26 protein-coding genes are annotated in these 26,574 nt (G+C 72.3%); 20 read left to right on the top strand and 6 right to left on the bottom strand.

All coding sequences use genetic code 11. The annotated features are described in order from the left end of the window. The first annotated feature begins 57 nt into the window (after positions 1 to 57). Positions 58 to 2,655 carry an ATP-dependent chaperone ClpB gene (gene clpB / locus IF28_RS0105675; protein WP_030214848.1) on the top strand — a complete coding sequence of 866 codons (2,598 nt, stop codon included), beginning with the start codon at positions 58 to 60 and terminating at the stop codon, positions 2,653 to 2,655. A 48-nt stretch (positions 2,656 to 2,703) separates the two neighbouring features. Here the strand turns inward: clpB and IF28_RS0105670 are convergent, their stop codons facing one another. Then, positions 2,704 to 3,204, bottom strand: coding sequence for a hypothetical protein (locus IF28_RS0105670; protein WP_030214845.1), 501 nt, complete (start codon positions 3,202 to 3,204; stop codon positions 2,704 to 2,706). A 141-nt stretch (positions 3,205 to 3,345) separates the two neighbouring features. Between IF28_RS0105670 and IF28_RS0105665 the strand changes: the two genes are divergently transcribed. Beyond that, positions 3,346 to 3,873, top strand: coding sequence for a YbjN domain-containing protein (locus IF28_RS0105665; protein ID WP_030214842.1), 528 nt, complete (start codon positions 3,346 to 3,348; stop codon positions 3,871 to 3,873). A 70-nt stretch (positions 3,874 to 3,943) separates the two neighbouring features. Here IF28_RS0105665 and IF28_RS0105660 read toward each other — a convergent pair whose 3' ends face one another. The 4 genes from IF28_RS0105660 to IF28_RS36155 form a co-directional block, all read right to left on the bottom strand. Beyond that, positions 3,944 to 6,475 (bottom strand): immunoglobulin I-set domain protein, encoded by a 2,532-nt coding sequence (locus tag IF28_RS0105660; protein ID WP_030214838.1) that lies wholly within the window; start codon positions 6,473 to 6,475, stop codon positions 3,944 to 3,946. A 65-nt stretch (positions 6,476 to 6,540) separates the two neighbouring features. Continuing rightward, positions 6,541 to 7,065: a hypothetical protein gene (locus tag IF28_RS0105655; protein ID WP_030214835.1), complete on the bottom strand. Its 525-nt coding sequence runs from the start codon at positions 7,063 to 7,065 to the stop codon at positions 6,541 to 6,543. A 159-nt stretch (positions 7,066 to 7,224) separates the two neighbouring features. Beyond that, positions 7,225 to 8,154: an HtaA domain-containing protein gene (locus IF28_RS0105650; RefSeq protein ID WP_030214832.1), complete on the bottom strand. Its 930-nt coding sequence runs from the start codon at positions 8,152 to 8,154 to the stop codon at positions 7,225 to 7,227. A gap of 37 nt (positions 8,155 to 8,191) precedes the next feature. Then, entirely contained in the window at positions 8,192 to 8,863 is a 672-nt protein-coding gene (locus IF28_RS36155) for a hypothetical protein (protein ID WP_106981993.1), read from the bottom strand. Positions 8,864 to 9,016: 153 nt separating this feature from the next. Here IF28_RS36155 and IF28_RS0105640 point away from each other — a divergent pair, with 153 nt between their 5' ends. From IF28_RS0105640 to IF28_RS0105620, 6 genes are all read left to right on the top strand, one after another. Further along, positions 9,017 to 10,078, top strand: coding sequence for a heme/hemin ABC transporter substrate-binding protein (locus IF28_RS0105640; RefSeq protein ID WP_030214826.1), 1,062 nt, complete (start codon positions 9,017 to 9,019; stop codon positions 10,076 to 10,078). 107 nt (positions 10,079 to 10,185) lie between these two features. Beyond that, on the top strand, positions 10,186 to 10,713 hold the full coding sequence (locus tag IF28_RS0105635; RefSeq protein WP_030214824.1) for a DinB family protein: 528 nt from the start codon (positions 10,186 to 10,188) through the stop codon (positions 10,711 to 10,713). After that, the gene (locus IF28_RS40255) at positions 10,620 to 10,883 is read left to right on the top strand and encodes a DUF397 domain-containing protein (protein WP_311711161.1); all 264 of its coding nucleotides are present in this window, start codon (positions 10,620 to 10,622) and stop codon (positions 10,881 to 10,883) included. Before IF28_RS0105635 ends, IF28_RS40255 begins: the two co-directional genes overlap by 94 nt. Positions 10,884 to 11,163: 280 nt before the next feature. Next, positions 11,164 to 11,997, top strand: a complete 834-nt coding sequence (locus IF28_RS0105630; RefSeq protein WP_030214821.1) for a hypothetical protein — start codon at positions 11,164 to 11,166, stop codon at positions 11,995 to 11,997. 97 nt (positions 11,998 to 12,094) lie between these two features. Next, positions 12,095 to 12,751 (top strand): DUF433 domain-containing protein, encoded by a 657-nt coding sequence (locus tag IF28_RS0105625; protein ID WP_030214819.1) that lies wholly within the window; start codon positions 12,095 to 12,097, stop codon positions 12,749 to 12,751. Beyond that, a complete protein-coding gene (locus IF28_RS0105620) occupies positions 12,741 to 13,127 on the top strand; it encodes a toxin PIN (protein ID WP_030214817.1) in 387 nt (128 codons plus the stop codon). Before IF28_RS0105625 ends, IF28_RS0105620 begins: the two co-directional genes overlap by 11 nt. 50 nt (positions 13,128 to 13,177) lie before the next feature. Here IF28_RS0105620 and IF28_RS0105615 read toward each other — a convergent pair whose 3' ends face one another. Then, positions 13,178 to 14,371: a pyridoxal phosphate-dependent aminotransferase gene (locus tag IF28_RS0105615; RefSeq protein ID WP_030214816.1), complete on the bottom strand. Its 1,194-nt coding sequence runs from the start codon at positions 14,369 to 14,371 to the stop codon at positions 13,178 to 13,180. A 139-nt stretch (positions 14,372 to 14,510) separates the two neighbouring features. Between IF28_RS0105615 and IF28_RS37505 the strand changes: the two genes are divergently transcribed. The 12 genes from IF28_RS37505 (at position 14,511) to IF28_RS0105560 (ending at position 26,257) form a co-directional block, all read left to right on the top strand. Beyond that, positions 14,511 to 14,777, top strand: coding sequence for a hypothetical protein (locus IF28_RS37505; protein ID WP_037892649.1), 267 nt, complete (start codon positions 14,511 to 14,513; stop codon positions 14,775 to 14,777). 416 nt (positions 14,778 to 15,193) lie between these two features. Further along, a complete protein-coding gene (locus tag IF28_RS0105610; RefSeq protein ID WP_030214815.1) occupies positions 15,194 to 15,715 on the top strand; it encodes a DUF2617 family protein in 522 nt (173 codons plus the stop codon). A 91-nt stretch (positions 15,716 to 15,806) separates the two neighbouring features. Further along, a complete protein-coding gene (locus tag IF28_RS0105605; RefSeq protein WP_030214811.1) occupies positions 15,807 to 17,486 on the top strand; it encodes a polyamine aminopropyltransferase in 1,680 nt (559 codons plus the stop codon). Between the two features lie 86 nt (positions 17,487 to 17,572). Continuing rightward, positions 17,573 to 18,358, top strand: a complete 786-nt coding sequence (locus IF28_RS0105600) for an SRPBCC domain-containing protein (RefSeq protein ID WP_030214807.1) — start codon at positions 17,573 to 17,575, stop codon at positions 18,356 to 18,358. 193 nt (positions 18,359 to 18,551) lie between these two features. Beyond that, positions 18,552 to 19,337 (top strand): aldose epimerase, encoded by a 786-nt coding sequence (locus tag IF28_RS0105595; RefSeq protein WP_030214804.1) that lies wholly within the window; start codon positions 18,552 to 18,554, stop codon positions 19,335 to 19,337. Between the two features lie 10 nt (positions 19,338 to 19,347). Next, positions 19,348 to 19,896 carry an orotate phosphoribosyltransferase gene (gene pyrE / locus IF28_RS0105590; RefSeq protein ID WP_030214798.1) on the top strand — a complete coding sequence of 183 codons (549 nt, stop codon included), beginning with the start codon at positions 19,348 to 19,350 and terminating at the stop codon, positions 19,894 to 19,896. A gap of 159 nt (positions 19,897 to 20,055) precedes the next feature. Then, positions 20,056 to 21,087, top strand: coding sequence for a class II fructose-bisphosphate aldolase (fbaA, locus tag IF28_RS0105585; protein WP_030214795.1), 1,032 nt, complete (start codon positions 20,056 to 20,058; stop codon positions 21,085 to 21,087). 62 nt (positions 21,088 to 21,149) lie between these two features. After that, on the top strand, positions 21,150 to 22,619 hold the full coding sequence (locus IF28_RS0105580) for an MFS transporter (RefSeq protein ID WP_030214793.1): 1,470 nt from the start codon (positions 21,150 to 21,152) through the stop codon (positions 22,617 to 22,619). A gap of 17 nt (positions 22,620 to 22,636) precedes the next feature. Beyond that, complete coding sequence (locus IF28_RS0105575; RefSeq protein ID WP_030214789.1) at positions 22,637 to 23,050, top strand: DUF3151 domain-containing protein; 414 nt, start codon at positions 22,637 to 22,639, stop codon at positions 23,048 to 23,050. Positions 23,051 to 23,207: 157 nt separating this feature from the next. Beyond that, on the top strand, positions 23,208 to 24,041 hold the full coding sequence (locus tag IF28_RS0105570) for a tryptophan 2,3-dioxygenase family protein (RefSeq protein WP_030214786.1): 834 nt from the start codon (positions 23,208 to 23,210) through the stop codon (positions 24,039 to 24,041). Beyond that, positions 24,034 to 25,227 (top strand): kynureninase, encoded by a 1,194-nt coding sequence (kynU, locus tag IF28_RS0105565; protein ID WP_030214782.1) that lies wholly within the window; start codon positions 24,034 to 24,036, stop codon positions 25,225 to 25,227. Before IF28_RS0105570 ends, kynU begins: the two co-directional genes overlap by 8 nt. Before the next feature lie 166 nt (positions 25,228 to 25,393). Continuing rightward, entirely contained in the window at positions 25,394 to 26,257 is an 864-nt protein-coding gene (locus IF28_RS0105560) for an alpha/beta hydrolase (RefSeq protein ID WP_030214780.1), read from the top strand. The last annotated feature ends 317 nt before the right edge of the window (positions 26,258 to 26,574 follow it).

Here is a 26,574-nt window from a genome sequence, read left to right as displayed (position 1 = left end):
TGACCGAGTCAGCCACGAAGGCCGCTGAAGGGTCACCGCAAGGAGGAGAACGGATACGTGGACGCCGAGCTGACCAACCGGAGCCGGGAAGCGATCCAGGCCGCCGGCAACCGGGCCGTGACCGAGGGACACCCCGACCTCACCCCCGCCCACCTGCTGCTCTCCCTGCTCGCCGGGCAGGAGAACGAGAACATCACCGACCTGCTCGCCGCGGCCGACGCGGACCAGGCCGCCGTACGCTCCGGCGCCGAGCGCGTCCTCGCCGGCCTGCCGAGCGTCACCGGGTCGACCGTCGCGCCGCCCCAGCCGAACCGTGAACTCCTCGCCGTCATCGCGGACGCCCAGTCCCGCGCCCGCGACCTCGGCGACGAGTACCTCTCGACCGAGCACCTCCTCATCGGCATCGCCGCCAAGGGCGGAGCCGCCGGCGAGGTCCTCACGAAGCAGGGCGCCACCGCGAAGAAGCTCCAGGACGCCTTCCAGAAGGCCCGCGGAGCCCGCAGGGTCACCACCGCCGACCCCGAGGGCCAGTACAAGGCCCTGGAGAAGTTCGGCACCGACCTCACCGCCTCCGCCCGCGAGGGCAGGCTCGACCCGGTCATCGGACGCGACCAGGAGATCCGCCGCGTCGTCCAGGTCCTGTCCCGCCGCACCAAGAACAACCCCGTCCTCATCGGCGAACCCGGTGTCGGCAAGACCGCCGTCGTCGAAGGCCTCGCCCAGCGCATCGTCAAGGGCGACGTCCCCGAGTCCCTGAAGAACAAGCGGCTCGTCGCCCTCGACCTCGGCGCCATGGTCGCCGGCGCCAAGTACCGCGGCGAGTTCGAGGAACGCCTCAAGACCGTCCTCGCCGAGATCAAGAACTCCGACGGCCAGATCATCACCTTCATCGACGAACTCCACACCGTCGTCGGCGCGGGCGCGGGCGGCGACTCCGCCATGGACGCCGGCAACATGCTCAAGCCCATGCTCGCCCGCGGCGAACTCCGCATGGTCGGCGCCACCACCCTCGACGAATACCGCGAGCGCATCGAGAAGGACCCGGCCCTGGAGCGCCGCTTCCAGCAGGTCCTTGTCGCCGAACCGACCGTCGAGGACTCCATCGCCATCCTCCGCGGGCTCAAGGGCCGCTACGAGGCCCACCACAAGGTCCAGATCGCCGACAGCGCCCTCGTCGCCGCCGCCACCCTCTCCGACCGCTACATCACCTCCCGCTTCCTCCCCGACAAGGCCATCGACCTCGTCGACGAGGCCGCCAGCCGGCTCCGTATGGAGATCGACTCCTCACCCGTCGAGATCGACGAACTCCAGCGCGCCGTCGACCGGTTGCGCATGGAGGAACTCGCCCTCGGCAAGGAGACCGACGCCGCCTCCCTCGAACGCCTGGAGCGGCTGCGCCGCGACCTCGCCGACAAGGAGGAGGAACTGCGCGGCCTCACCGCCCGCTGGGAGAAGGAGAAGCAGTCCCTCAACCGGGTCGGCGAACTGAAGGAGAAGCTGGACGAGCTGCGCGGCCAGGCCGAACGCGCCCAGCGCGACGGCGACTTCGACACCGCCTCCAAGCTCCTCTACGGCGAGATCCCGGGCGTGGAACGCGACCTGGAGGCCGCCTCCGAGGCCGAGGAGGAGGCCGCCCGGGACACCATGGTCAAGGAGGAGGTCGGCGCCGACGACATCGCCGACGTCGTCGCCTCCTGGACCGGCATCCCCGCCGGGCGCCTCATGGAGGGCGAGACCCAGAAGCTCCTGCGCATGGAGGACGAACTCGGCAGGCGCCTCATCGGCCAGACCGAGGCCGTACGCGCCGTCTCCGACGCCGTACGCCGCAGCCGCGCCGGCATCGCCGACCCCGACCGCCCCACCGGCTCCTTCCTCTTCCTCGGCCCCACGGGCGTCGGCAAGACCGAGCTGGCGAAGGCCCTCGCCGACTTCCTCTTCGACGACGAGCGGGCCATGATCCGCATCGACATGTCGGAGTACGGCGAGAAGCACTCCGTCGCCCGCCTCGTCGGCGCGCCCCCCGGCTACATCGGCTACGAGGAGGGCGGCCAGCTCACCGAGGCCGTCCGCCGCCGCCCGTACAGCGTGGTCCTCCTCGACGAGGTCGAGAAGGCCCACCCCGAGGTCTTCGACATCCTGCTCCAGGTCCTCGACGACGGCCGTCTCACCGACGGCCAGGGCCGCACGGTCGACTTCCGCAACACCATCCTGGTGCTGACCTCCAACCTGGGCAGCCAGTACCTGGTCGACCCGGTGGCGACCGAGGCGGAGAAGAAGGAACAGGTCCTCGAGGTGGTCCGTGCCTCCTTCAAGCCCGAATTCCTCAACCGGCTCGACGACCTCGTGGTCTTCTCGGCCCTGTCGAAGGAGGAGCTGAGCCGGATCGCGCGGCTCCAGATCGACGCGCTGGCCCGCCGGCTCGCCGAGCGCCGGCTGACCCTGGAGGTCACCGACACGGCCCTGACCTGGCTGGCCGACGAGGGCATGGACCCCGCCTACGGCGCCCGGCCCCTGCGCCGCCTGGTGCAGACGGCCATCGGCGACCGCCTGGCCCGGGAGATCCTCTCCGGCGAGATCAAGGACGGCGACACGGTCCGCGTCGACCGCTTCGGCGACGACCTGATCGTGGGCCCGGCGACGGACAAGACGCTGTAGTCACGGGCGTAAGGGCCCTTCCGGTGACGGGAGGGCCCTTACGCTTGCTCACAGCGTGAACGCGGCGAACCGCACGCGCGCGGTGCCGGCGTCCTCGTGCACCACGCTCACCTGGACCGTGTCGGCGCTCACGCTCTCCGGCAGGCCCTCCGCCTCCCCCAGCCCCAGACACAGGTCCGCGTCCTCGTCCGGGCAGAACTCCGTCCTCGGGGCGGGCGCGTCCGGATAGGTGCGCGCCAGCCAGTCCCGGACGTCCGCGCGCGGCATCCGGAATTCCGCCCGGTAGTGCAGGTCCTGCCATCCCTCCCGGGTGCAGATCCCGGCCGGCTGGGCACCCGGAGGGAGTGCCGCGCCGCCGAAGCGGAGAACGTTCGCGCAGGGCACCTCTTGCGCCGCACCGCCGAGCGGGCGGTCGTCGGACTCGGAGAAGACGATGCCGACGAAGACGACGAGAAGGGGGATCAGGACCAGCGCCGGAAGGATCACGATGAGCGCGAACCTCCCCCACCGGGTCCGCCCCGCGACCCGCTCCCCGGACCCTGCCGCCATCGTGCCCCCACTCGCCGCGTTCCGCTGTTCATCCGACCGGCCAGATCATGTCAGCCGGGGGCGGACAGGCCCCGTCGGGGCTTGCCACCCCCCTCCCCGCATGAGGGAGGATGGCAGGATCCGTACGAAGGGAAATTCACGGTGACCATCGACCCGTCCTCGATTCCGAATTTCGGGGGCCAGCCCGAGCCGCAGCCGCAAGGACCGGCGGGCCCCGTCGTTCCGGATCAGGACCTCGTGAAGCAGCTCCTCGACCAGATGGAGCTCAAGTACGTCGTCGACGACGAGGGTGACCTCGCGGCGCCGTGGGAGCAGTTCCGCACCTACTTCATGTTCCGTGGGGAGGACGATCAGCAGATCTTCTCCGTGCGGACGTTCTACGACCGGTCGCACCAGATCGACGACAAGCCGCAGCTGCTCGAGTCGGTCGACGACTGGAACCGGCGCACGCTGTGGCCCAAGGTCTACACCCACACCCATGACGACGGCACGGTCCGTCTCATCGGTGAGGCGCAGATGCTGATCGGCATGGGCGTCAGCCTGGAGCACTTCGTCTCGTCGACGGTCAGCTGGGTGCGGGCCGCGATCGAGTTCGACAAGTGGCTCGTCGAGCAGCTCGGCCTGGAGCAGGAGATCAACGAGGCGGACAAGCCCGAGGACGACGAGTAGTCCGTCCGGTTCCGTCCGACGCGTTCGCCCCCTCCCCGCGTGAGCGGCCGGAGGGGGCGAACGCGTGTGGTCAGGCCGTTGCGCGGCTGCGCCGGTACGCGACCCAGCCGGTGGCCGTCAGGGCGGCCGCGAGGGCGGCGGCGGACAGGACGGTCGCGCCGGTGGAGGCGAGGCTGCCGCCGGCGGAGGAGCCGGTGGGGACCGTGCCGCCGCCGCTCGCGCCCCCGCTCGTACCGCCGGTGCCCTGCGGGTCCGTGTCGTCCGGGGTCGGTGTGCCGTCGTCGTCCGTGGCGACGGGGGGCTGGCCGGTGAACGCGACCGGGACCTTGACGTCCTGGGAGCGGTCGCCGGAGAGGGTGTGGTCGGCGCGGGTGGCCAGGACGCACTTCGCCTTGAAGCAGTCGGTGTACTCGTCCTTGGCGTCGACGGTGAGCTCGGCCTCGAAGGATCCGCCCTTCCCGTAGGGGGTCGCGAGGTCCTTGCCGTAGTCCGGCGGGTTGGAGGAGATCCAGGCCGAGGAGTGGGAGCCGCCGGTCATGTCGACGCCGCCGATGCACGGAGTGGGCAGTTCGCCGTCGCCGTTGTCGACGCACAGGGCGACGTAGACGCCCTTTTTCTCGTCGTAGCCGGAGCCGGTGACGCGCAGGGTCTGGTTCTCGGTGGCGAGGTGGTTGACCGGGGTCACGGTCAGTTTCTGGCCGTCGGGGCCGGTGACGGTCCGCGAACCGGAGGGCTTGGCGTCGTCGTCGCCGCCGTCGGCGGGCGGGTCGGTGGGACCGGTGCCGGGGGTCTCCTTCACCGTCAGGGTGACGGGCGCGGTGCGGGTGGTACCGGCGGGGTTGGTGAACTCGGCGCGGTACGCGTAGCCGTCCTGGGCGGCCTCGGCGGTGAAGGCGTACGTGTTCTCCGTCGCGCCCTCGAGCGCCGACCAGGTCTGGCCGCCGTCGGCGCTGACGCTCCAGGCCACCGTGGGGTCGGGGGTGCCTTCGGCGGCGGCCGTGAGGGTGACCTCGTCGCCGGGGGCCGCGGTCCGGTCGGTGGGGGACCGGACGACCTTGGGCGACATGCGCAGATCCAGCGCGACGACCTCGTTCGCCATGCCCCGGGTGACGTACACGGAGGTGGCGCCGGGGGCGACGGCGATGCCCGCGTAGGAGGTCGACTCGCTGCCCGGCAGGGTGACCGGGGCCGCCACCCGCTCGAAGGTCGCGCCGTCCAGGATCTCCACGGAGCCGTCGTCGTCCCCGGTCTCGTCGGAGAGGTCCTCGCGCAGGACGAAGGCCCGGCCGGTCTCCTCGTCGAAGGCGGCCGCGGAGGGCCGGTCCACTCCGGGGAGCGTGGTCAGGGGCTTGCCGTCCTTGTCGAAGACGAGCACGGACGTGGTGCCGCCGATCCAGACGTTGCCGGTCCTCGGGTCCGTCTCGACGAAGAAGACGGAGTCGTCGGCGGGGATCCGGGTCGTGGCGGTGACCTGGAACGTGGCGGTGTCCACCCGGCGCAGCACCCGCGTCTCCCCGGCGGTGCCGATGGACCAGGCCGTGCCGCGCCCGGCGTCCACGCCGAGCCGGCCACCGCCCTCCAGGGTGACCGTGTCCGTCACGGTGCCGGTGGCGAGTTCGACGCGGCGCAGTTCGGGTCCCGCGGCGATCAGCACGGAGGAGGTGTCGGCGTCCTGGCCCACACCGGTGAAGGACGTGCCGTCGTACCAGAGGCCCTGGGCGGCCGTGTCGCCGTCCTTGGCGGTGCCGATGCCGCGCAGCGGGAAGTGGAAGGAGACGCCGTCACCGGCGAGCGGGCCGATGATCCGGCGGACGACCCGTGCGGCCATGGCGCCGCCCGCTCCGGGGGCCTGGGCGATATGGCCGAGCAGCTTGCCGCTCCCGGGGTCGACGACGTACAGGCCCTGTTCGGCCACGTCGCCGGTGTCGGGGATGTTCTCCGAACCGACGTACAGCTTCCCGGAGTCGGGGTGCAGCAGCAGATCCAGCGGGCGTCCGACGTTCGTGTACGCGGCGGACCGGACATAGCTGATCGTGCCGGGCGGTACGTCCACGCCGTCGCCGCCGTCGTCGCCCCCGCCGGTGTCCTGGCCCTCCCAGGTGACGGGCACGCGTACGTCCTGGGAGCGGTCGCCGGTGTTGCGGTGGTCCACGCGGGTGACGACGGAGCAGGAGTAGCGGAGGCAGTCGACGCTCGCGTCCTCGGCCTGCGCCCTGATCTCGACGTCGAAGGTGCCGCCGGCGCCCCAGGTGGTGGCGAGGACGCCCGCGTACGGATCGCCCTCGGGGACGATCCAGTGCGAGGCGCCGCCCTGGCCGCTCTGGTCGGCGCCGCCGATACAGGGACCGGGGACCTTGCCGTCGCCGTTGTCCCGGCAGAGCGCGACGTAGATGGCCTTGGTCGTGTCGTAGCCCTCGCCGGTGACGCGGAGGGTCTCGCCGGCGGGGTCCAGGTCCGCGGTGGCGGAGACGGACAGTTTCTGTCCGTCCGCGCCCGTTCCGGTCCTGGGGGTGTCGGCGGCCCGGGCGGCCGGGCCCAGGGCGAGTGACGCGGTCGTGAGCGCGGCGGCTCCCAGGAGCGCCGCGGGGCGTCTGAGGTGCATGGAGAGTTCCTCACTCGTCCGGTGGGGGCCCGGCCGGATGGGATGGACGGGGTGGTGGGGCCGGACTACTGGAAGGTGACCGGGACGTGGACGTCGTACTTGCGGTCGTTGGTGTCGAGGTGGTCGGCGCGGGTGACGACGGCGCATTCGACGTCGACGCCGCAGACGGTGCCGTCGGCGAGGTTCGGGTTGACGTAGATGTCCACCTCGAAGGTGCCGCCGGCGCCGAACTTGGAGCTGTTGGCGAACATGCCGCCGAAGGTGTTGTTGATCCAGTGCGAGGCGCCGGTCGCGCCGGACTCGTCCTGGCCGCCGAGGCACGGCGTCGGCTTCTGCGCGCCGGGGGCGCCCTCGACCGCGCACAGGCCGACGTAGACGCCCTGGCCGGTGTTGAAGCCGGAGCCGCTGACGTGGACGACCTGGCCGGCGGCGGAGGCGGTGCCGGGGGCGGTCACCGACAGGTTGTACGTGGTGCCGCCGTCGACGACGGTGCGGGTCGCCGTCGCGGCGGAGGCGGAGGTCGCGAGGCCCAGGGTGAGGGCGGTGGCGGCGGTGGTGACGAGGGCGGCGCGGGCGAGCTCGGCTCTCATGGGAAAACACCCTTCTGTTGGTTAGGTAAGGCAAACCTAAGTATGGGAGCGGGGTGCTTGTCAACGGGTGAGGGGGCCGGTGAATTCCGTTGCTGTGCAGGCCTTTTGGGTACGCCGGAGAGCGGGCCGGCCGGACCCGCTCCCTGGTGTGCCGGGCGGCTACTCCGGGGCCCGCACGCCGAACTCCGCGACGGCACGGCGACCGCCGGACACGGTGTACAGCTCGACCGTGTGGACGCCCTCGAAGGCGCCGTCGTACATCGGGAAGTCCTTGGTGACGCCGCCCTGTTCATCGGCGACCACCTGGTAGCGGGTGTCCTGGTCGATGGACACGAGCACGATCCCGCCGGGCTCGAAGCCGGTGCCGGTGACCTGTTGCCCGGTGCCGGGGGCGAGCGTGGCGCGGGCGACGGTGGCGGTGGCGGTGGTGTCCCGCCGTACGGGCTCCTCCCGGCTCTTCTCGGCGGGGCGGCTCGCGGGTGGGGGCGTGGCGGGGGGCGCGTCCGGTACGGGGGTGGCCCCGCCGCCCGTCCCCACGGTCACGTCGAGGGTGCCGAAGGCGTCCCCGGCGGTGAACTCCGTACCGCTCCACTCGGACAGCAGTGCCGCGCCCTCGCTGGAGAGGGAGGCCCGAAGTCCGTTCCAGGTCACTCCACTCGCGCGGACGACGGGACCGGAGTCCGACGTCACCTCCGCGAGGACGCGGTCGAGGGCCCGCCCGGCGACCACCGTGCGTGCGGAGAGGCTGCCGGTGCCGCCGTCCAGCTCCAGCCGGAGCCCGGCGAGGGGCAGGGTTCCGAAGGGCGCGGTCAGCATCGCCGTACCGCCCAGCTCGAGGTCCGCGTCGCCGGTCTCGTCGTCCGCGCCGCCGCCGGTCACGGGGAACCAGGAGCGGTCCGCGGCCCCTTGTACGGCCGGCTCGGTGACGTCCAGGGTCATGTCCCGGTTCTCGAGCCTGAGGGCCGCGTAGCCGCCGGACACCTCGTGCGGGAGCGGGGCCGGCCCGTCCTGGGCCGTCGCGGCGCCCGGACACAGCAGGGCCAGCAGCGCGCCGCCCGTCACGGCGGCGGCGACGGGTCTCTTCGCCATTTTCTCAAGCCTTCCTGGGGAGTTCGGGGTATCGGGGTCAGCCATCGTGCGCGGCCGGACGGCGCCTGCGTGCCCACAGCCAGGCGCCGGTGCCGGCGGCGACCAGGCCCGCCGCGGTCGCGCCGGCGGTGAGGGCGGTGGTGCCGGTGGAGGCGAGGGGACCGTCGCCGGCCGTGTCCGAACCGTCGCCGGTGCTCTTGCCGTTGCTGCTCGCGGGGGCGGACGTGCCCGGCGCCGGTGTGGACGGTCCGGAGCCCTGGAACGTCACCGGGATCCGCACCGTCTGGCTCTGGTCCCCGCCCCGGGTGTGGTCGTTGCGGGTGATGACGGCGCACTTCACACCGGACGCGGTGCAGTCCGTGTTGGCGTCCTTGGCGCGCACCTTGATCCGCACGGAGAACGAGCCGTCGTGCCCCTTGCCCCGGTACGGCTCGGCGAGGCCCTCGCCGTAGGAGGGCGGGTGGGAGGAGACCCACTGGGAGGCCCCCGACTCACCGGACATGTCGACGCCGCCGACGCAGGGAGTCGGGGTCCTGCCCGCCCCGTTGTCCACGCAGAAGGCGACGTAGACGCCCTTCTCGGTGTTGTAGCCGGTGCCGGAGACGGTGACCGTCTCGCCGGCCGGATCCAGTCCCGAGCTCTTCGAGACGGTGAGTCTCTGCCCCTCGGGGCCGGTCGCCGGGGACGCCGCGACGGCCGGTGCGGCCACGGCCAGCAGCAGGGCCGCGGAACCGGCAATACCCGGGCCACACAAGCGACTTGAGGAAATCACAACAACACCCCCACCATGATTTTGTAAGGTTAGCCTAACCTTTGTTCGGGGCAACCGTGCGGGGATGATGCAGATTCGGAGGGATGAGCGATGCGCAGGTCCGGTAGACGGTCGGCCGGGGCGTCCGGGCGGCGGGCCCTCGTCCCGTTGGCCCTGGCGCTCGCGCTGCTGACGGCAGCGTGCGGGGGCGGCGGCAGCGGCAGCGGGGCGGCGTCCTCCGGGGCCACCCCGGCCTCCGCGGGCGCGCGGGCCGCCGCGGCGGAGAAGCGGCTCGCGGAGAACACCCTCGTACCGCTGGAGGGCGACGCCCCCGTCCCGGAACTGCCGGTGACGGTCGACTCCTCCGACGGGCGCGAGGTGAACGTGCGGGACGCGTCGCGCATCCTGCCGCTCAACGGCGGCATCGCGGAGATCGTCTTCACGCTCGGCCTCGGCGACCGGGTCGTGGGCCGCGACATCACGGCGACCTTCGCGGAGGCCGAGAAGCTCCCGCAGGTCACCAAGGCGCACGACGTGAGCGCCGAGGGCGTCCTGTCGCTGCACCCGACGGTCGTGCTCGCCGACACCGACACCGGCCCGAGCGAGGCCATCGACCAGATCCGCGACGCGGGCGTCCCGGTCGTCGTCCTGGACCCGGCGACCGAGCTGTCCGACGTCTCCACCCGCACGACCCGCGTCGCCGGGGCGCTGGGCGTCCCCGAGGCGGGCAGGGCGCTCAACCGCCGTATGGCCGAGGACCTCGCGGCGGCCAGGGCGTCCGTCCCCGAGGGCAGCGAGCCCAAGGTCGCCTTCCTCTACATGCGCGGCAGCGCGGCCGTCTACCTGATGGGCGGCAAGGGTTCCGGCGCGGACTCCCTGATCGACGCGGCGGGCGGGACCGACGCGGGTGTCAGGACCGGCCTGGACAGACCCTTCACCCCGCTCACCAGCGAAGCCCTGGTCGCCGCCGCACCCGACGTCATCCTCATGATGGACAAGGGCCTCGAATCGGTCGGCGGCATCGACGGCCTGGTCGACATCCCCGGCATCCGCCAGACCCCGGCAGGCATGAACCGCCGGGTCGTCAGCCTGGAGGACGGAGTACTCCTGAGCTTCGGCCCCCGCACACCGCTGGTGATCGACATCCTGGTGGACAGACTCCACAGGGCCTGACGAAACGGGCGGCGAACTCGACGGACGTGCCGTGGGAGGGGGCGGGAGGCGTGTCCGTCGCGGGCGAAGGCGGCCGTGCGCCGCGGTCGTCGTGCCAGGGTGGGCCGATGAACACCACACCGGATGGACGCCCTGTCCCGCCCGCGCATGCCGAGGAGCGCGCCATGCTGGAGGCATGGCTGGACTTTCACCGCGCGACTCTCACCCTGAAGTGTTCCGGCCTCGAGGATGATCAGTTGCGGCTTGCCGCCGTGTCACCCTCGCCGATGACGCTGCTCGGTCTCGTGCAGCACCTGGCCGAGGTGGAGCGCAACTGGTTCCAGCGGATTTTCGCGGGTCGCGATGTGCCGCCGGTCTTCGGGGAGGACAACGTCGACGGCTATGCGTTGCGCCCGGACCGGGGGTTCGACGAGGCGATGGCCGCCTGGCAGACCGAGGTCGCCCGGGGCCGTGAGCTGATCGCCGACGCATCGCTGGACGACTCCGGCCGCCTGTCCGAACAGGAGGCGGGTCATGTCGGCGACCAGGGCATCTCCCTGCGCTGGATCATGGTGCACATGATCGAGGAGTACGCACGTCACAACGGTCATGCCGATCTCATCCGCGAGCGGATAGACGGAGTGACCGGCGCCTGATCCGCGGGCCGGCCCAAGAGGGCCGGCGTCCGTACCGCGCTCAGCGCGCTCCCGCGCCGTCGTCCCCCGTCCGTGACAGCAAGGTTCCGCACGGTCCGGCGTTGTGTTTCGAGGTCGTCTCCTGGGCTGCCTTCATAGGCGAGTTGAAGGCCGGCCGTCACCGGGTCTGAGTCGACGGGGCACCGGTCGCAGGCCCTTGCACGGGTCCGCCGGTGCCTTGTCCGCGGGGGTCCGGCAGGCCACTGACCTCCCTAAAGAACCGGGAGAAAGAACTTCCCGCCCGCCCACCCTCCCGGCCGGAAGGCCCGCGTCACTCGTGCGAGTGACCGGCTTGCAGTTGCGGATTTCGGACGGCTACGTTCGCCGCAACGAACGCAAAAAGACGGCCCCCGCCCGGGACTACCACTCCCGGAACGAGGACCTGACCGACCAGGAAGACGAACCTTCCCAATGGCTGACTCGCAGTCTAACGCGCCCCTGCGCGTCGACGCCGGACCTTCGACGTCCGGCGTGATCCACGTACGCACCCGCCTCACCGCCGACTTCTGCGTGCTCGCCAACGCCCTCGCCCAGCGGCGCGGCAGCGCGGTCACTGTCGGTGTCGCGGTCTACATCGCCTCCCTCCCCGAGGGCACCCCCGTGAGCATCGCCGCCCTGTGCGGGCACTTCAGCGAGGGCGAGATCCTGATCTCGCGGGCCCTGCGGGAGTTGGAGGCCGCCGGGTACCTGGAGCGGCGCCGGGTCCGGCTGCCCAGCGGTCAGATCCGCACCCGGACGTACTTCTACGACGTACCGGGCGGCACCGATCCGCGGACCGACCCGGACCCGGAGCCGGACGGTCCGCCCGAGCCCACGTCCATGCCCTCGGCCGAACCGGAGCCCGAGGCAGCGCTGTCGCTCGCCGACGCCGACCCCGAGGCCGTCGCCGTACTCACCGCGCTGCGGCGGGTCGACCCCCGGCTGCTTCTGTCCGTACGGGAAGCCGCACGGCTGGCGCCGGCCGTCTCCCAGTGGCTCGCGGCGGGCCTCGGCAGAGTGCAGATCGTCAAGATCCTGACCGACGGGCTCCCCGACCGCTTCCTGACCCGCCCGGCCGGCATCCTCGCCTACCGCCTGCGCGAAACCCCCCTGCCCACCCCACCCCTCCCCCCGGCACACCCCGGCGAACGCCTTGCCCTCCTCCCCTTCCAGACCTGCGACGACTGCGACAGGGCATTCCGCGCACCGGAACCCGGCCGCTGCCGGGCCTGCCGCTCGGAAAGCCACCTCAGTGCCGCCTGCTGAACCGGCGAGCGGGTGTGCGATCGGCTCCCGGGCGGGAAACTCGATGTGCGACGATGCGAAATCGGACAGCGGACTCGGCAGGCGGAGGAGGTGGGGCATGACGGACCGGTTCAGGGACGGACTCCTGACCCCCGCGGAAACGGCCTCCTACCTGGAGATCCCGCAGTCGACGCTCACCTCGTGGCTGAAGGGCAGGGCCGCCGGGGCACCGCTGGTTCACCAGGTGGAACCACTGCGCCAAGGACAGCCCTCGGTGCCGTTCATCGCGGTGGCCGAGGCGCACGTTCTCCGGTCCCTGCGCACCCTCGGACTGCGGATGAGTGAGATCAAGGAAGCGGCCGCCGCCGTACGGGACGCCTTCGACACCCCCTACGGCCTTGTCTCGAAGCGCATCGCGACGGACGGCGTGGACATCTTCGTCGAGCACGGGCTGGGGGACCTTCGCAGGGCCCGGGACGGCCAGGCGCCCATCCACGAGGTGGTCTCCGACTACCTCCGCTACCTGAACTGGGAGCCCGACGACGATTTCCCCTCCAGTCTGCGGCTCAGGCAGTACCCGGATTCCGTCCCCGTGGTCATCGACCCGAGGTTCGGGCACGGACGGCCCGTCGTGGCCGCCAACAGGGTCGCCGTCAAGGCCATCACCGACCTCTGGGAGGCCGGGGAGAGCGTCGAGGACATCGCGTACGACTTCGACATGACACCCGAGCAGGTGGACGCGCTGTGCAGGGCAGTGGTGCGCCTTGCCGCCTGAGTTCTTCCTCGACCGCAATCTCGGACGTCGCGTCGCGGAAGGGCTGAGGGCGTGCGGCTGGACTGTCCACCTCATCGGGGACGTCTTCCCCGACGACGCGCAGGACATCGCCGACGAGGACTGGATCGCTCACGGCCTCGACCAGTCATGGGTGCCGATTTCGAAAGACGGCCGAATCAAGAGCCGGGACCTGGAGATTCAACCGGTGCTGGAACGGGAAGCGGTGCTCTTTTATCTCGACAACCAGCAACTTCCCAGTGCCGAGATGGTCGGACGGTTCGACGTACACCGCGAGGCCATCCATCGTGCGGTGGCCAGGGGCGGTCCCGCGGCCTATGCGGTACGGCGTGACCGCATCGAGCGCACCTGGCCGTGAAGAGGGGATCGTCCAAGCCCGAGTTGCCGTACTCGGCGCGCTGAGCGCGCTCAGCGGGCTCCCGCGGTCTTGAGGCGGTGGGCGGCCTCCTCCAGGACCGGCTTCTTCTTGCAGAAGGCGAAGCGGACGAAGGGGGCGCCCATCTCGTGGTGGTCGTAGAAGACCGACGTGGGGATGGCGACGACGCCCGCGCGTTCCGGGAGGGCGCGGCAGAAGGCGATGCCGTCGGTCTCGCCCAGGGGCCGGATGTCGGCGGTGATGAAGTAGGTGCCGGAGGGGCGGTAGACGGTGAGGCCCGCCTCCTCCAGCCCGGCCGCCAGGACGTCCCGCTTGGACCGGAGGTCGTCCCGGAAGCCGGTGAAGTAGGAGTCCGGGAGGGCGAGGGCCTCGGCGATCGCGTACTGGAAGGGGCCCGCGGAGACGTACGTGAGGTACTGCTTGGCCGAGCGGACCGCCGTGACCAGGGCCGGGGACGCCGTGATCCAGCCGACCTTCCAGCCCGTGTACGAGAACGTTTTCCCCGCGCTCGAGATCGTCACCGTGCGGTCGCGCATGCCGGGGAGGGTCGCCAGGGGGATGTGTTCCGCGTCGTCGAAGACCAGGTGTTCGTAGACCTCGTCGGTCACCACGAGCAGGTCGCGTTCCACCGCCAGTTCGGCGATCGACGTCAGCTCCTCACGCGTGAGGACCGTGCCCGTCGGGTTGTGCGGGGTGTTGAGGAGGAGCAGACGGGTGCGGGGGGTGACGGCGGCGCGGAGTTCGTCGAGGTCGAGGTGGAAGCGGCCGTCGCGGGGGCGGAGGGTGACCGGGACCCGGGTGCCGCCGGCCATGGCGATGCAGGCGGCGTAGGAGTCGTAGTACGGCTCCAGGGCGATCACCTCGTCACCGGGCTCCACCAGCGCGAGCAGCGCGGCCGCGATGGCCTCCGTGGCGCCGGCGGTGACCAGGACCTCGGTGTCGGGGTCGTACGAGAGGCCGTAACGGCGCTGCTGGTGCGCGGCGACGGCCGTGCGGAGTTCGGGAATGCCGGGGCCCGGCGGGTACTGGTTGCCGCGGCCGTCCCGCAGGGCGCGTACGGCGGCCTCCCTGATCGCCTCGGGGCCGTCGGTGTCGGGGAAGCCCTGGCCCAGATTGATGGAGCCGGTCCGCAGGGCCAGGGCGGACATCTCGGCGAAGATCGTCGTCCCGAACGCTGCGAGCCGGCGGTTCAGGAGGGGGCGCGCGCTGGAGGTCATGGCGGTCATCCTGCGCCGAAGCTCTGGAGTTCCTCAACTCTGCTTTGGGCCGCGCGGGCGGGGGGCATCTCCCGGTCACACGCGTGAGCGAGGCGCCCACGGGGGGCCGCTTCGGGGGATCACGGGGGAATGGAAGGAGGGTGGCGCCATGGGTATCGGCATCGTCCTGGTGGTGGTTTTCGGCCTGCTCGTGACGGTCGTCGTGGCCGCGTCCCGCGCCGGTTCGCGGCGGGTGGGGGCCGGCCGGCCCGGACGTCGCGGCAGGGCCGGCCGTGACAGCTGGTGGACCGGCGGCTCGCACGGCGGCGGCGGGGGAGCGTCCTGCGGTGGTGGTTCGTCCGACGGAGGCGGCTCGTCCTGCGGAGGCGGGTCGTCCTGCGGGGGCGGCGGCGGATGCGGTGGAGGAGGCGGCTGACACGGGGCAGCTGCCTCCGCATCGGGGGATGACGTATCCGCGACAGCGGGGTCCGCGCCTGGGCGGGCCCCGCTGTGCCGTTGAACGGTGACGATCACTCCGGTTCCGGTTGGGGTCCGGGCGACTCGATGCGCCCGGCGTGAACCGTTTCCTCAGGGCGTACGCCGGTGTTGAACAGTTGAGCTGGGGAGCCCCCTACGGGATGGAAAGCCCACGAAGTTGGGTAAAAACGCTGTGGTGGCACCACACTTCATGATTGCCTATAAATCACCTACGCAGCCCACGGACTCCGCGCGGAGCGTTTCCGGCCGGGTGAACCGGGCTGACGGGCCGAGGGCCCCGGTGCGACGTGTGACCGGGGTGCGCGGACCCTCTTTCTCTTTCTCGCTCTCCCTGTGTGCTTGCGGAGCCGATCCATGCTCACGACCCTGAACACCGCCTACACCGACACCCGCGCGGCCGACCTCGCCTGGGCCCTGGGACGCGAGCCGCTTCCCGCGCTGGCCACCCTCGATCTCGAACTGGCCGGGGTGAACGTGCAGTTGAGACTGCTCGGCGCGTCCCATCAGGTGCTCCTGGACGAGGAGCGTGGCCGCTGTTCGGAAACGGTGGCGTGCATTCCGGGCAGCAGTACGCCCCTTCCGCTGGGGGTGGCCAAGCGGGTGGACGACTGGGAGTACGAGTTCGCCGCCCGCGTCGAGACGCTCTCCCCCGGGTCCTTCGCGGGCCGGGCACAGGAACTGCTCGACCTGGTCTCCGGCCACCCGCAGGGCCTCGCCGGGGTCTTCCCCGGCAGCCCGCACGCGTTCACCGCGCTGCTCGCCCAGCGACACGAGGGCCAGGTCCACTGGCGGACCTGGCACGCCTACCCGCAGGACGGCCAGTTGGTGGCGACGCGGACGAAGGTGGGGGTGCGGGTGCCGGCCATGACGGGGTAGCCGGGGCGCGTACCGGGAGCGGGCGGAGATAAACAAAGACCACACGTGTGGGTGACGTGGTGTGCTGGAGGCGTAACGTAACGTCGCTGGGGTGATCGAACCGCAGGCCCCCGCACCGCCCGGCCCCGCGCAGTCCCGGGGCGGGTCGGGCGACCCCGGGGGCGGTGCGGAGAGCACGCTGCGGCTGCCGGTGCGGCAGGGCACGGGGCGGTTCCTGGTGCTCGCGGGTGTGTTCGTCTGCGCGGCCTGCGGACTGGTGTACGAGCTCGAACTGGTGGCGCTGGCAACGTACTTGATGGGCGACTCGGTCACCCAGGCGTCGGTCGTGCTGTCCGTGATGGTCTTCGCCATGGGCATCGCCTCCCTGGCGGCGAAGCGGCTGCGGCGGCACGCGGCGGCCGGTTTCGGCGCGGTGGAGGCGATGCTCGCGCTCGTCGGCGGGTGCAGTGCGATGGTGCTGTACGCCGTGTTCGCCTGGACGGGTGACTGGGGCGGCGTGTGGGCGAGCGGCCCACGCTCACTGCTGGTCGCGTTCTCCCTGGCCACCGGTCTGCTGATCGGGGCCGAGGTGCCGCTGCTGATGGAGCTGATCCAGCGGATCCGGCGGCAGGACGCGGGCGGCGCGCTGGCCGATCTGTCCGCCGCGGACTATGTCGGCGCGCTCGTCGGCGGGCTCGCCTTCCCCTTCCTTCTCCTGCCGGTCCTCGGCCAGTTGACCGGCGCGCTGATCACCGGCGCCGTCAACGCGGTGGTGGGCGGGGCGCTGGTGCTCGGACTGTTCCGGCGGGACCTCTCGCGGCGCGCCCGCCGGCTGCTGCTGGCCGCCAACGTGTGCGTGCTCGTGATCCTCGCCTCGGCGGCCGTCCTCGTCGACGACTTCGAACGGGCCGCCCGGCAGGCGATGTACGGCTCCGACGTCCGCGTCGCCCTGCAGACGGACGTCCAGGAGGTGCTGCTCACCGGCGGCCGCGACGGGCGGCCCCTGAACCTGTTCCTCGACGGCCGGCTGCGGGTCAGCGGCCGCGACGAACTCCGGTACCACGAGGCGCTGGTGCACCCCGCGATGCACGGGCCGCACGCGCGCGTGCTCGTCCTCGGCGGCGGGGACGGGCTGGCCGTGCGCGAGGTGCTGCGGCACCGCGGGGTGCGGCGGGTCGACGTCGTCGAGATCGACGCGGGTGTGGTGGAGCTGGCGCGTGGTGACGCGGCGCTGTCCGCGCTGAACGCGCACGCCCTCGACGATCCGCGCGTGCGGGTGCGCGTCGCGGACGCCTTCGACTGGCTGCGCGGGGCGCCCCCGGCGGCGTACGACGTCGTCGTCTCGGACCTGCCGCATCCCGGGATCACCGCGAGTACGAAGCTCTACTCGCAGGAGTTCTACGGGCTGACCCGGAGGGTGCTGGCGCCGGGCGGCCGGCTCGTGGTGCACGGGGGCGCGGTGGCGTCCCGGGCGCGTGACTTCTGGACGGTGGACGCGACGCTCCGTGCGGCGGGGTTCCGCACCGCCGTGTACCGGGTGAGCGGGCGGCGGTCCGGGTACGCCGCGGGGCCGGACCGGGGCGGCGGGGCGGCGATGACCGCGCACGCGCACCGGGACTGGGGGTTCGTGCTGGGGGGCCGGGACGTGCCCGTGCCGCGGCTCGACCCTGCCGGGCCTACGCTGCGTACGCTCACCGAGGCGTCCCTCGCGGGGGACGTCCGGGCGGCGGAACGCACCCGTGTCGACGGGCTGCCGCCGTCCACGCTGCCGCATCCCCGGTACGGCGGCTGATCCCTCTACTACGTTCCGCGCCGACGCGCCGCGACTTCCCGGCGACGGGGGTGCGGTTCCGTGCCGCGTGGGTAGGCTCCGCACTCATGGAGCACCAGGTGTTCGTTCCGGTTGAGGTTGAGCGGCTCAGGTCAGTGCTGGACGACCCCGCGCGGGTCGCGCGGGCGGTGCCGGGGCTTCAGCACGACGCCGGTGCGGAGCCTGTCGCCGGGCGGCTGAAGGTGCGGGTCGGGGGGCATTCCGTCACGTATCGGGGTGCGGTGCGGGTGGTCGCGCGGGATGACGTCTCGTGGGCCGTCGAGGGGGAGGCGGCGGAGGCTCGCGGGAGCGGCTCCGTACGGCTCGCGCTGTGGTTGCGGGTGCGGGCGGTGGAGGGCGGTACGGCCCTCACCGTCGGGGGTACGGCGGCGGCCGATGGGCGGGTCGCCGAGTTTCCGGCGGATGCGGTGGCTTCCGCGGTGGCGCGGCTGCTGGACCGGTTCGGGGAGAATCTGGGGGCCGTGGCGGGGGAAGGCACGGAGCCCGAGTCGCCGGAGCTGCTGTCCACCGGGGATTTCGAGCCGCAGGCCACGACGGATTTCGAGACGACGCCGGATGCGGAGGATGTTCCGGTGCCTGAGCCGGAGGCGGAGGGTCCGGCTGCCTCGCCCGAGGACGACGAGTCCGTCGCGGAGGCGGCGCATGCTCGGCGGACGATGATCGGGCGCAGTGCGGAGGAAGTGGATCATGCGCCGCCGCGCGGGCGGTATGCGCCGGTGCCCGCGCCGCAGACTGTCGCGTCTTCTACGCCGCTGCGGTGGGCCGCGCCTGCGGCTGCGCTGGCTGTCGCGTCGGCGGTTGTCGCGATTCGGGCGTTGCGGCGGCGACGCTGAGGGTTTGTGCGGGGGGTGGTCGCGCGGCCCGGCGTTTGCGGGTGCCCCGGCGTTGGGGTGGGGCGGGGGGTGTTCGCGCGGCCCGGCGCTTGCGGGGTGCCGTCGCGCCCACCCGTGCCGCCCTGCGGCACGATTGCCCGCGGCTGGGCGGCTGGGCGGCGAGCTGGCGGCCGTGGGTGAGTAGGGTCGTTGTGTGAGTGGAGAGATCTTGCTGACCGCGGGTGACGCGGAGGTGACCGTGCTGCCGGGGAACGGCGGGCGGGTCGGAGGGGTGCGGGTCGGGGGCGTCGAACTGCTGCGGCAGGGGGAGCGGTTCGGGTGTTTTCCGATGGTGCCCTGGTGCGGAAGGGTCCGGGACGGGCGGTTCCGGGACGGGGCCACCGTGCGGCAGATGCCGCTGAACGCCCCGCCGAACGCCATCCACGGCACCGCCCGTGACGCCGCCTGGCGCACCGCCCGCGAGAGCGCCGACGAGGCCGTGCTCACCTACGATCTCGTCGAGCCGTGGCCGTACCCGGGCCGGGTCACGCAGCGGATCGCGCTCACCGGGAACGCCCTCACGCTGACGATGAGCGTGGAGACGTACGCGTCGTCGTTCCCGGCGCAGATCGGCTGGCACCCGTGGTTCAACCGGAACCTCGGAGGTGAGGACGTCACGATCGACTTCGCGCCCGCCTGGCAGGAGGAGCGCGGCGAGGACCATCTGCCCACCGGGCACCGGATCGACCCGAAGCCGGGGCCGTGGGACGACTGCTTCGGGATGCCCGGCGGCGTCGACGTCACCCTCACCTGGCCGGGGCGGCTGGAACTGAAGGTCACCAGCCGTGAGGAATGGGTCGTCGTCTACGACGAGCAGCGCGAGGCCGTCTGCGTCGAACCGCAGACCGGGCCGCCGGACGGGCTGAACACCCACCCGCGCCTGGTCACCCCCCTGGAGCCGCTCGAGGCCTCGACGACCTGGACCTGGACCCGCCTCTAAGCTGGGCCGCATGACGGACACACGCGGCGCGCTGCTGCAGCAGATCAAGGACAAGGCCGTGGTGCACGGCAAGGTGACCCTCTCCTCCGGTCTGGAGGCCGACTACTACGTCGACCTGCGCCGCGTCACCCTCGACGGCGAGGCCGCCCCCCTGGTCGGGCAGGTGCTGCTGGACCTGACCGACGGGCTGGAGTTCGACGCGGTGGGCGGGCTGACCATGGGCGCGGACCCGGTCGCGGCGAGCATGCTGCACGCCGCCGCCGCGCGGGGCCGCAGCCTGGACGCCTTCGTCGTACGGAAGGCGGCCAAGGCGCACGGGCTGCAGCGGCGCGTCGAGGGCCCGGACATCAGGGGCCGCCGGGTCGTGGTGGTCGAGGACACCTCCACCACCGGCGGCTCGCCGCTGGCCGCGGTGGAGGCCGTGCGCGAGGCCGGCGCCGAGGTCGTGGCCGTCGCGACGATCGTCGACCGGGCCACCGGCGCCGCGGAGAAGATCCGGGAGGGTGCCGGGGTGCCGTACCTGTTCGCCTACGGCAAGGACGAGCTCGGCCTCGACTGATCCCGCCGCCGTCGCATAACGACTTGACCTGTGCCGTCGGCCGGCCGGACAAGTCTGGGAAGATGGGGCCGACAATGACGTCGCATCCAAGGTTCCAGGTCAGGGCCGACCGTACGCAGTAACGCAGTACGCCACACCGCATGCTTAAGGAGCGGACAGATGCCCATCGCAACCCCCGAGGTCTACAACGAGATGCTGGACCGGGCGAAGGCGGAGAAGTTCGCCTACCCGGCCATCAACGTCACCTCGTCCCAGACCCTGCACGCGGCACTGCGCGGCTTCGCCGAGGCGGAGAGCGACGGCATCGTCCAGATCTCGACGGGCGGCGCCGAGTTCCTGGGCGGCCAGCACAAGAAGGAGATGGTGACCGGCGCGGTCGCGCTCGCCGAGTTCGCGCACATCGTCGCCGAGAAGTACGACGTCAACATCGCCCTGCACACCGACCACTGCCCCAAGGACAAGCTCGACGGGTACGTACGCCCGCTGCTCGCGGTGTCCGAGGAGCGCGTCAAGGCCGGCCGCAACCCGCTGTTCCAGTCCCACATGTGGGACGGCTCCGCGGAGACCCTCGCCGACAACCTCTCCATCGCCCAGGAACTCCTCGAGCGCGCCCGCGCCGCGAAGATCATCCTCGAGGTCGAGATCACCCCGACCGGCGGTGAGGAGGACGGCGTCTCGCACGAGATCAACGACTCCCTCTACACCACGGTCGACGACGCCCTGCGCACCGCGGAGGCCCTCGGCCTCGGCGACAAGGGCCGCTACCTGCTCGCCGCGTCCTTCGGCAACGTGCACGGCGTGTACAAGCCGGGCAACGTCGTCCTCCGTCCCGAGCTGCTGAAGGAGCTCAACGAGGGCGTCGCCGCCAAGTACGGCAAGCCGGCCGGCTCCCAGCCGTTCGACTTCGTCTTCCACGGCGGCTCGGGCTCCTCCCCGGAGGAGATCCTCACCGCGCTGGAGAACGGCGTCGTGAAGATGAACATCGACACCGACACCCAGTACGCGTTCACGCGTCCGGTCGCCGACCACATGCTGAGGAACTACGACGGCGTCCTGAAGGTCGACGGCGAGGTCGGCGACAAGAAGACCTACGACCCGCGCACCTGGGGCAAGCTGGCCGAGGCGTCCATGGCGGCCCGCGTCCTGGAGGCCTGCCAGAACCTGCGCTCGACGGGCACCCGCATCAAGTAGCACCGCCCGGAATGTGAGCCCGGTACCGCACGCGGTGCCGGGCTCTTCCGTATGCTCGCCGTATGCCCGACGTCCGGCTGTCCTCACCGCAGGGCAAGTGGATCCTGCTCACCACGGTACTGGGCTCCAGCATGGCCCTGCTGGACTCCACCGTGGTCAACGTGGCCCTTCCGCGCATCGGCCGCGACCTCGACGCCGACCTCGGCGCACTCCAGTGGACCGTCAACGCCTACATGGTCACGCTGGCCGGGCTGATCCTGCTCGGCGGGGCGCTCGGCGACCGGTTCGGGCGGCGGAGGGTGTTCGTCGTCGGCGTGCTGTGGTTCGCGGCGGCCTCCCTGCTGTGCGGGCTCGCCCCGAACGCGGGGATGCTCATCGCCGCCCGCGCCCTCCAGGGTGTCGGCGGCGCGCTCCTCACCCCCGGTTCGCTCGCCCTCATCCAGGCGTCCTTCCACCCCGACGACCGGGGCCGCGCGGTCGGCCTGTGGTCCGGCTTCGGCGGCATCGGCGCGGCCGTCGGACCGTTCGTCGGCGGCTGGCTCGTGGACGGGCCCGGCTGGCGCTGGGTGTTCCTCCTCAACGTGCCCCTCGCCCTGCTGTGCGCCCCCATCGCCGTACGGCACGTGCCGGAGTCGGCGGGCGTGAAGGCCGAGGGCCGGTTCGACGTCCTCGGCGCCGCGCTCGGCGCGATCGCCCTCGCCCTGGTGACGTACGCCCTGATCGAGGCCGAGTCGGGCACCCTCCTGGTCGCCGCCTCCGCGATCGCCGGACTGGCCGCCGCGGTCGCCTTCGTCGTCGTCGAGAGGCGCCGCCCGCATCCGATGATGCCGCTGGACATCTTCGCCTCCCGCCAGTTCTCCGCCGTCAACATGGTCACGCTGTGCGTGTACGCGGCGTTCGGCGGGTTCTTCTTCCTCGCCGCGCTCCAGCTCCAGGTCGTCGTCGGCTGGTCCGCGCTCGCCGCCGGTACGGCCCTGCTGCCCACGACCGCGCTGATGCTGCTGCTCTCCGCCCGCTCCGGCGAACTCGGCGACCGGATCGGCCCCCGCATCCCGCTCACCGTCGGACCGCTGCTGTGCGCCGCCGGGATGCTGCTGATGCTGCGGGTCGGGCCGGACGCCTCCTACGCCGTCGACGTACTGCCCGCGCTGCTGGTGCTCGGCCTCGGCATGGTCACCCTGGTGGCGCCGCTCACCGCGACCGTCCTCGCCTCCGTGGAGACCGAGCGGGCGGGCCTGGCCAGCGGTATCAACAACGCCGCCGCCCGCGCGGCCGGCCTGGTCGCCGTGGCCGCGCTGCCGCTGCTCGCCGGGATGGGCCCGGAGGCGTACCGGCTCCCGGACGCCTTCGACGACGCCTTCCGGCGGGCGATGGTCCTGTGCGCGGGCGTCCTGGTGGTGGGCTCGGCCCTCGCCTTCACGACCGTACGCCGCCCGGCACCGGACTGCCGCCGCCCCGAATGCCGTACCCACGGCAGCGTGGCGGTGCCCCCGCTGGAAGCGGGGAGGGAGCGCGGCAGCGAGGCGCGCTGATGTACGAGACTGGACCCATGTCCATTCACGAGAACCTTCTCGGGGGCCCGCCCCCGACCCACCTCCCCGACGACCCCGGCCCGCGTGAGCTGCTCGCGTCCGGCGGCTCGCCCGCCGACGCCGCCGCCGCGTTCCCCACCTCCTCGCTGGCCTGGGCCCGGCTGGCCGACGAGGCCTTCGAGCGGGGCAGCGTCGTGGAGTCCTACGCGTACGCCCGTACGGGCTACCACCGCGGACTGGACGCGCTGCGCCGCAGCGGCTGGAAGGGCCACGGTCCCGTGCCGTGGGAGCACGAGCCCAACCGCGGCTTCCTGCGCGCCCTGCACGCCCTCGCCCGCGCCGCGCAGGCGATCGGCGAGCAGGAGGAGTACGAGCGCTGCTCGCAGTTCCTGAAGGACTCCTCGCCGACGGCGGCCCAGGTCCTGGGCTGACCGGCTGACCTGTGATGTCTCCGGGGCCCGCCCGTGAGCGGGCGGGCCTTGCGGTTTCGGGGCACGATTACGCAGGATGCACCGTGGGGACCGGGGCCCCCGTGCCGGTAACGGCAGGGGCGGACCGCTACCCGGAGTACATGTACAGGAGACAGCGATGTCCCACGAGGCTCACGAGCAGCCCGAGACCCCGCATCTCGACTTCCAGGGAACGACCCCCTACGAGGACTACGTCAAGGCCGACGTCCTCACCCATCTGCAGCACACCCTCTCCGACGATCCCGGAGAGATGGTCTTCCTGGTCACCACCCAGGTCATGGAGCTGTGGTTCACCGTCATCGTCCACGAGTGGGAGACCGCGGCGAAGGCGCTCCGCCAGGACGACATCCCGGTCGCGGTCGACGCGCTGAAGCGGTCCGTACGGGAGCTGGAGGCGCTGAACGCCTCCTGGAAGCCGCTGAGCGGACTCACCCCGGCACAGTTCAACGCGTACCGCGGCGCCCTCGGCGAGGGCTCCGGCTTCCAGTCGGCGATGTACCGGCGCCTGGAGTTCCTCCTCGGCGACAAGTCCGCGTCCATGCTGGTCCCGCACCGGGGCGCGCCGCGCGTGCACGCCGAGCTGGAGAAGGCCCTGCACGAGCCGAGCCTGTACGACGAGGTCCTGCGGCTGCTCGCCCGGCGCGGGCACGCCGTCCCGGACGAGGTGCTGCGGCGTGACGTGGCACGGAAGTACGAGCCGTCGGCGGAGGTGGAGGCGGTCTGGACGGCCGTCTACTCCGGCGACGGGCGCGACGAGGTGGCCCGTCTCGGCGAGGCCCTGACCGATGTCGCCGAACTGGTGTGGCGCTGGCGCAACGACCATCTCGTGGCCACCCGCCGCGCGATGGGCGCCAAGGCCGGCACCGGCGGCTCCGCCGGGGTGGCCTGGCTGGAGAAGCGGGCGCAGAAGAGCGTGTTCCCCGAGCTGTGGACGGCGAGGTCCTATGTCTGAGCTCACGCGGAAGGCGGAGAAGCTGGACGCCGCCGACGAACTCGCCTCCAAGCGGGGCGAGTTCGTCCTCGACGACGTCGTCTACCTCGACGGCAACTCGCTGGGCGCGCTGCCCGTCGCCGTGCCCGGCCGGGTCGAGGACGTGGTGCGCCGGCAGTGGGGCGAGCTGCGCATCCGGTCCTGGACGGAGGGCGGCTGGTGGACCGCGCCGGAACGGATCGGCGACCGTATCGCGCCGCTGGTCGGCGCCGCTCCCGGGCAGATCGTGGTCGGTGACTCGACGAGCGTCAACGTGTTCAAGGCGGTCGTGGGCGCGGTGCGGCTGGCGCGGCCGACCGGTCCGGAGCGGGACGAGATCGTGGTCGACGCGACCACGTTCCCCACGGACGGCTACATCGCCGAGTCGGCGGCCCGGATGACCGGGTGCACGGTGCGTCCGGTCGAACCGTCCTCGCTGCCCGACGTGCTCGGTGAACGTACGGCCGCCGTGCTGCTCAACCATGTCGACTACCGCAGCGGGCGGCTGCACGACCTGCCGTCGCTGACCGCCGCCGTGCACGCGGCGGGCGCGGTGGCGGTCTGGGACCTGTGCCACAGCGCCGGCGCGCTGCCGGTCGGCCTGGACGAGCACGGCGTCGACCTCGCGGTCGGCTGCACCTACAAGTATCTGAACGGCGGGCCCGGTTCACCGGCGTTCCTGTACGTCCGCGCGGACGTACAGGAACGCTTCGACTCCCCGCTGCCGGGGTGGAACTCGCACGCCGAGCCCTTCGGCATGCGCCCGTCGTACGAACCGGCGGCCGGCGCGATGCGCGGGCGGGTCGGCACCCCGGACATCCTCTCCATGCTCGCCCTGGAGGCGGCGCTGGAGGTCTGGGACGGGGTGACGGTCGACGCGGTGCGGGCCAAGTCCCTCGCGCTGACGGACTTCTTCCTGGAGTGCGTCGCGGCGTACGTGCCCGAGGGGCGCGTCTCGTGCGTGACGCCCCTCGCGCACGGGGAGCGGGGGAGCCAGGTCGCCCTGCGGTGCCCGGACGCCGGGGACGTCATGAAGCGGCTGATCGAGCGGGGGGTGGTCGGGGACTTCCGGCACCCGGACGTCCTCCGCTTCGGATTCACGCCGTTGTACGTCGGGTTCGCGGAGGTGGAGCGGGCGGCGCGGGTACTGGCGGAGGTGCTGGCGTAGTCGCCCGGGGACGGGGGGTGACGGTCGTACGATGTCACCCCCGGCCCCGCTGACCGAGCGTGACATCCGCATGTCGGGGCGGGTGTGCGGGCTGATACCGTCCCGCCCCAACGGCCGCGTTCCTGTCGGACCGTCACCCGCGTTGTGTCGCTGGAAGGTTGGAGCAATGACGGACGATGTCGCAGCCGCCCGGGCCGCCGAGGAGGAGTCGGCGTTCTCCCATCCGCCCGTCGACCCCGATGTCACGGTCGCTTACGGCGACGACCCGGACCAGCTGATCGACTTCCATGTGCCGCGGGGGCCGGGCGGGCCCGCGCCCGTGGTGGTCGTACTGCACGGGGGTGCCTGGCGGGCGCCGTACGACCGGCGGCATGTCAGCCCCTTCGCGGCGTTTCTGGCCGGGCGGGGGTTCGCCGTCGCCAGTGTCGAGTACCGGCGTGGGGCGGGGGAGCCGGGCGGTGCTCCGGTGGCGGGGCGGTGGCCCGACACCTTCGACGACGTCGCCGCGGCGATGGACGCGCTGCCGGGGCTGATACGGGAGCGGGTGCCGGGGGCCGATCCTCGGCGGGTGGTGCTCACCGGGCACTCCGCGGGCGGGCAGTTGGCGTTGTGGGCCGCCGCTCGGCATGTGCTGCCGGTGGGGTCGGCCTGGCGTACGGACCGGCCCGCGCCGCTGCGGGGGGTGGTGGCGCTGGCGCCGATCGCGGATTTCGAGGTGGCCGACAAGCTGGATGTGTGCGGGGGTGCGGTGCGGCAGTTGCTGGGCGGGGACGACTGGTTCGCCTCGCGGCGGGCGTGCGCCGATCCGGCGTCGCTGCTGCCGACCGGGATCGCGACCACGTTGGTGCAGGGGCGTGCCGATGACGTGGTGCCGCAGGCGGTTGCCGAGGCGTATGCGGAGGCGGCGGCCAAGGCGGGGGAGGTCGTGGGGGTGACGTTGCTGGAGGACGTCGGGCATTTTCCGTTGATCGATCCGGGGGCGGACGCGTGTGCGGTGGTCGCGGAGGAGATCGCGCAGCTTGCCTGGTGATACCCGTAGTACTTGAGAGCTACCGCTCAGGTGAGTTCTCCGGCGGGACGCGGGTTACCCGCGGTGCTCCGTAACTTCCCTTTCCGGTAAGCCCGATGGGCGGGCGGAGGGGGAGGTACGGCGATGGCGGGGCGTGTGCGCGAGGGGGTACCGGGGGGTTGGGGTACCGGGGGGAGTCCGCGCGGCCCGGCGCTCGCGGGGTGCCGTCGCGCCCACCCGTGCCGCCCCAGCGGCACGACTGCCCGCGGGAACGGGGAGCGGGGGTGGGATCGCGTCTCCGGCGGTGCGGCTGCCCGGGGGAGCGGGGAGTGGGGGTG

This window comes from Streptomyces sp. NRRL WC-3626 (assembly GCF_000718785.1).
GTDB classification, from domain to species: domain Bacteria; phylum Actinomycetota; class Actinomycetes; order Streptomycetales; family Streptomycetaceae; genus Streptomyces; species Streptomyces edwardsiae.
This window is presented reverse-complemented; position numbering and strand designations above follow the sequence as displayed.

What these genes read in the sequence shown, in the direction of transcription:
- IF28_RS0105670 (WP_030214845.1), bottom strand. Translation starts at nt 3,204, where the DNA reads ATGGCGGCAGGGTCCGGGGAGCGGGTCGCGGGGCGGACCCGGTGGGGG.
- IF28_RS0105660 (WP_030214838.1), bottom strand. Translation starts at nt 6,475, where the DNA reads ATGCACCTCAGACGCCCCGCGGCGCTCCTGGGAGCCGCCGCGCTCACG.
- IF28_RS0105655 (WP_030214835.1), bottom strand. Translation starts at nt 7,065, where the DNA reads ATGAGAGCCGAGCTCGCCCGCGCCGCCCTCGTCACCACCGCCGCCACC.
- IF28_RS0105650 (WP_030214832.1), bottom strand. Translation starts at nt 8,154, where the DNA reads ATGGCGAAGAGACCCGTCGCCGCCGCCGTGACGGGCGGCGCGCTGCTG.
- IF28_RS0105640 (WP_030214826.1), top strand. Translation starts at nt 9,017, where the DNA reads ATGCGCAGGTCCGGTAGACGGTCGGCCGGGGCGTCCGGGCGGCGGGCC.
- IF28_RS0105635 (WP_030214824.1), top strand. Translation starts at nt 10,186, where the DNA reads ATGAACACCACACCGGATGGACGCCCTGTCCCGCCCGCGCATGCCGAG.
- IF28_RS0105630 (WP_030214821.1), top strand. Translation starts at nt 11,164, where the DNA reads ATGGCTGACTCGCAGTCTAACGCGCCCCTGCGCGTCGACGCCGGACCT.
- IF28_RS0105625 (WP_030214819.1), top strand. Translation starts at nt 12,095, where the DNA reads ATGACGGACCGGTTCAGGGACGGACTCCTGACCCCCGCGGAAACGGCC.
- IF28_RS0105615 (WP_030214816.1), bottom strand. Translation starts at nt 14,371, where the DNA reads ATGACCGCCATGACCTCCAGCGCGCGCCCCCTCCTGAACCGCCGGCTC.
- IF28_RS37505 (WP_037892649.1), top strand. Translation starts at nt 14,511, where the DNA reads ATGGGTATCGGCATCGTCCTGGTGGTGGTTTTCGGCCTGCTCGTGACG.
- IF28_RS0105610 (WP_030214815.1), top strand. Translation starts at nt 15,194, where the DNA reads ATGCTCACGACCCTGAACACCGCCTACACCGACACCCGCGCGGCCGAC.
- IF28_RS0105600 (WP_030214807.1), top strand. Translation starts at nt 17,573, where the DNA reads ATGGAGCACCAGGTGTTCGTTCCGGTTGAGGTTGAGCGGCTCAGGTCA.
- pyrE (WP_030214798.1), top strand. Translation starts at nt 19,348, where the DNA reads ATGACGGACACACGCGGCGCGCTGCTGCAGCAGATCAAGGACAAGGCC.
- fbaA (WP_030214795.1), top strand. Translation starts at nt 20,056, where the DNA reads ATGCCCATCGCAACCCCCGAGGTCTACAACGAGATGCTGGACCGGGCG.
- IF28_RS0105580 (WP_030214793.1), top strand. Translation starts at nt 21,150, where the DNA reads ATGCCCGACGTCCGGCTGTCCTCACCGCAGGGCAAGTGGATCCTGCTC.
- IF28_RS0105575 (WP_030214789.1), top strand. Translation starts at nt 22,637, where the DNA reads ATGTCCATTCACGAGAACCTTCTCGGGGGCCCGCCCCCGACCCACCTC.
- IF28_RS0105570 (WP_030214786.1), top strand. Translation starts at nt 23,208, where the DNA reads ATGTCCCACGAGGCTCACGAGCAGCCCGAGACCCCGCATCTCGACTTC.
- kynU (WP_030214782.1), top strand. Translation starts at nt 24,034, where the DNA reads ATGTCTGAGCTCACGCGGAAGGCGGAGAAGCTGGACGCCGCCGACGAA.
- IF28_RS0105560 (WP_030214780.1), top strand. Translation starts at nt 25,394, where the DNA reads ATGACGGACGATGTCGCAGCCGCCCGGGCCGCCGAGGAGGAGTCGGCG.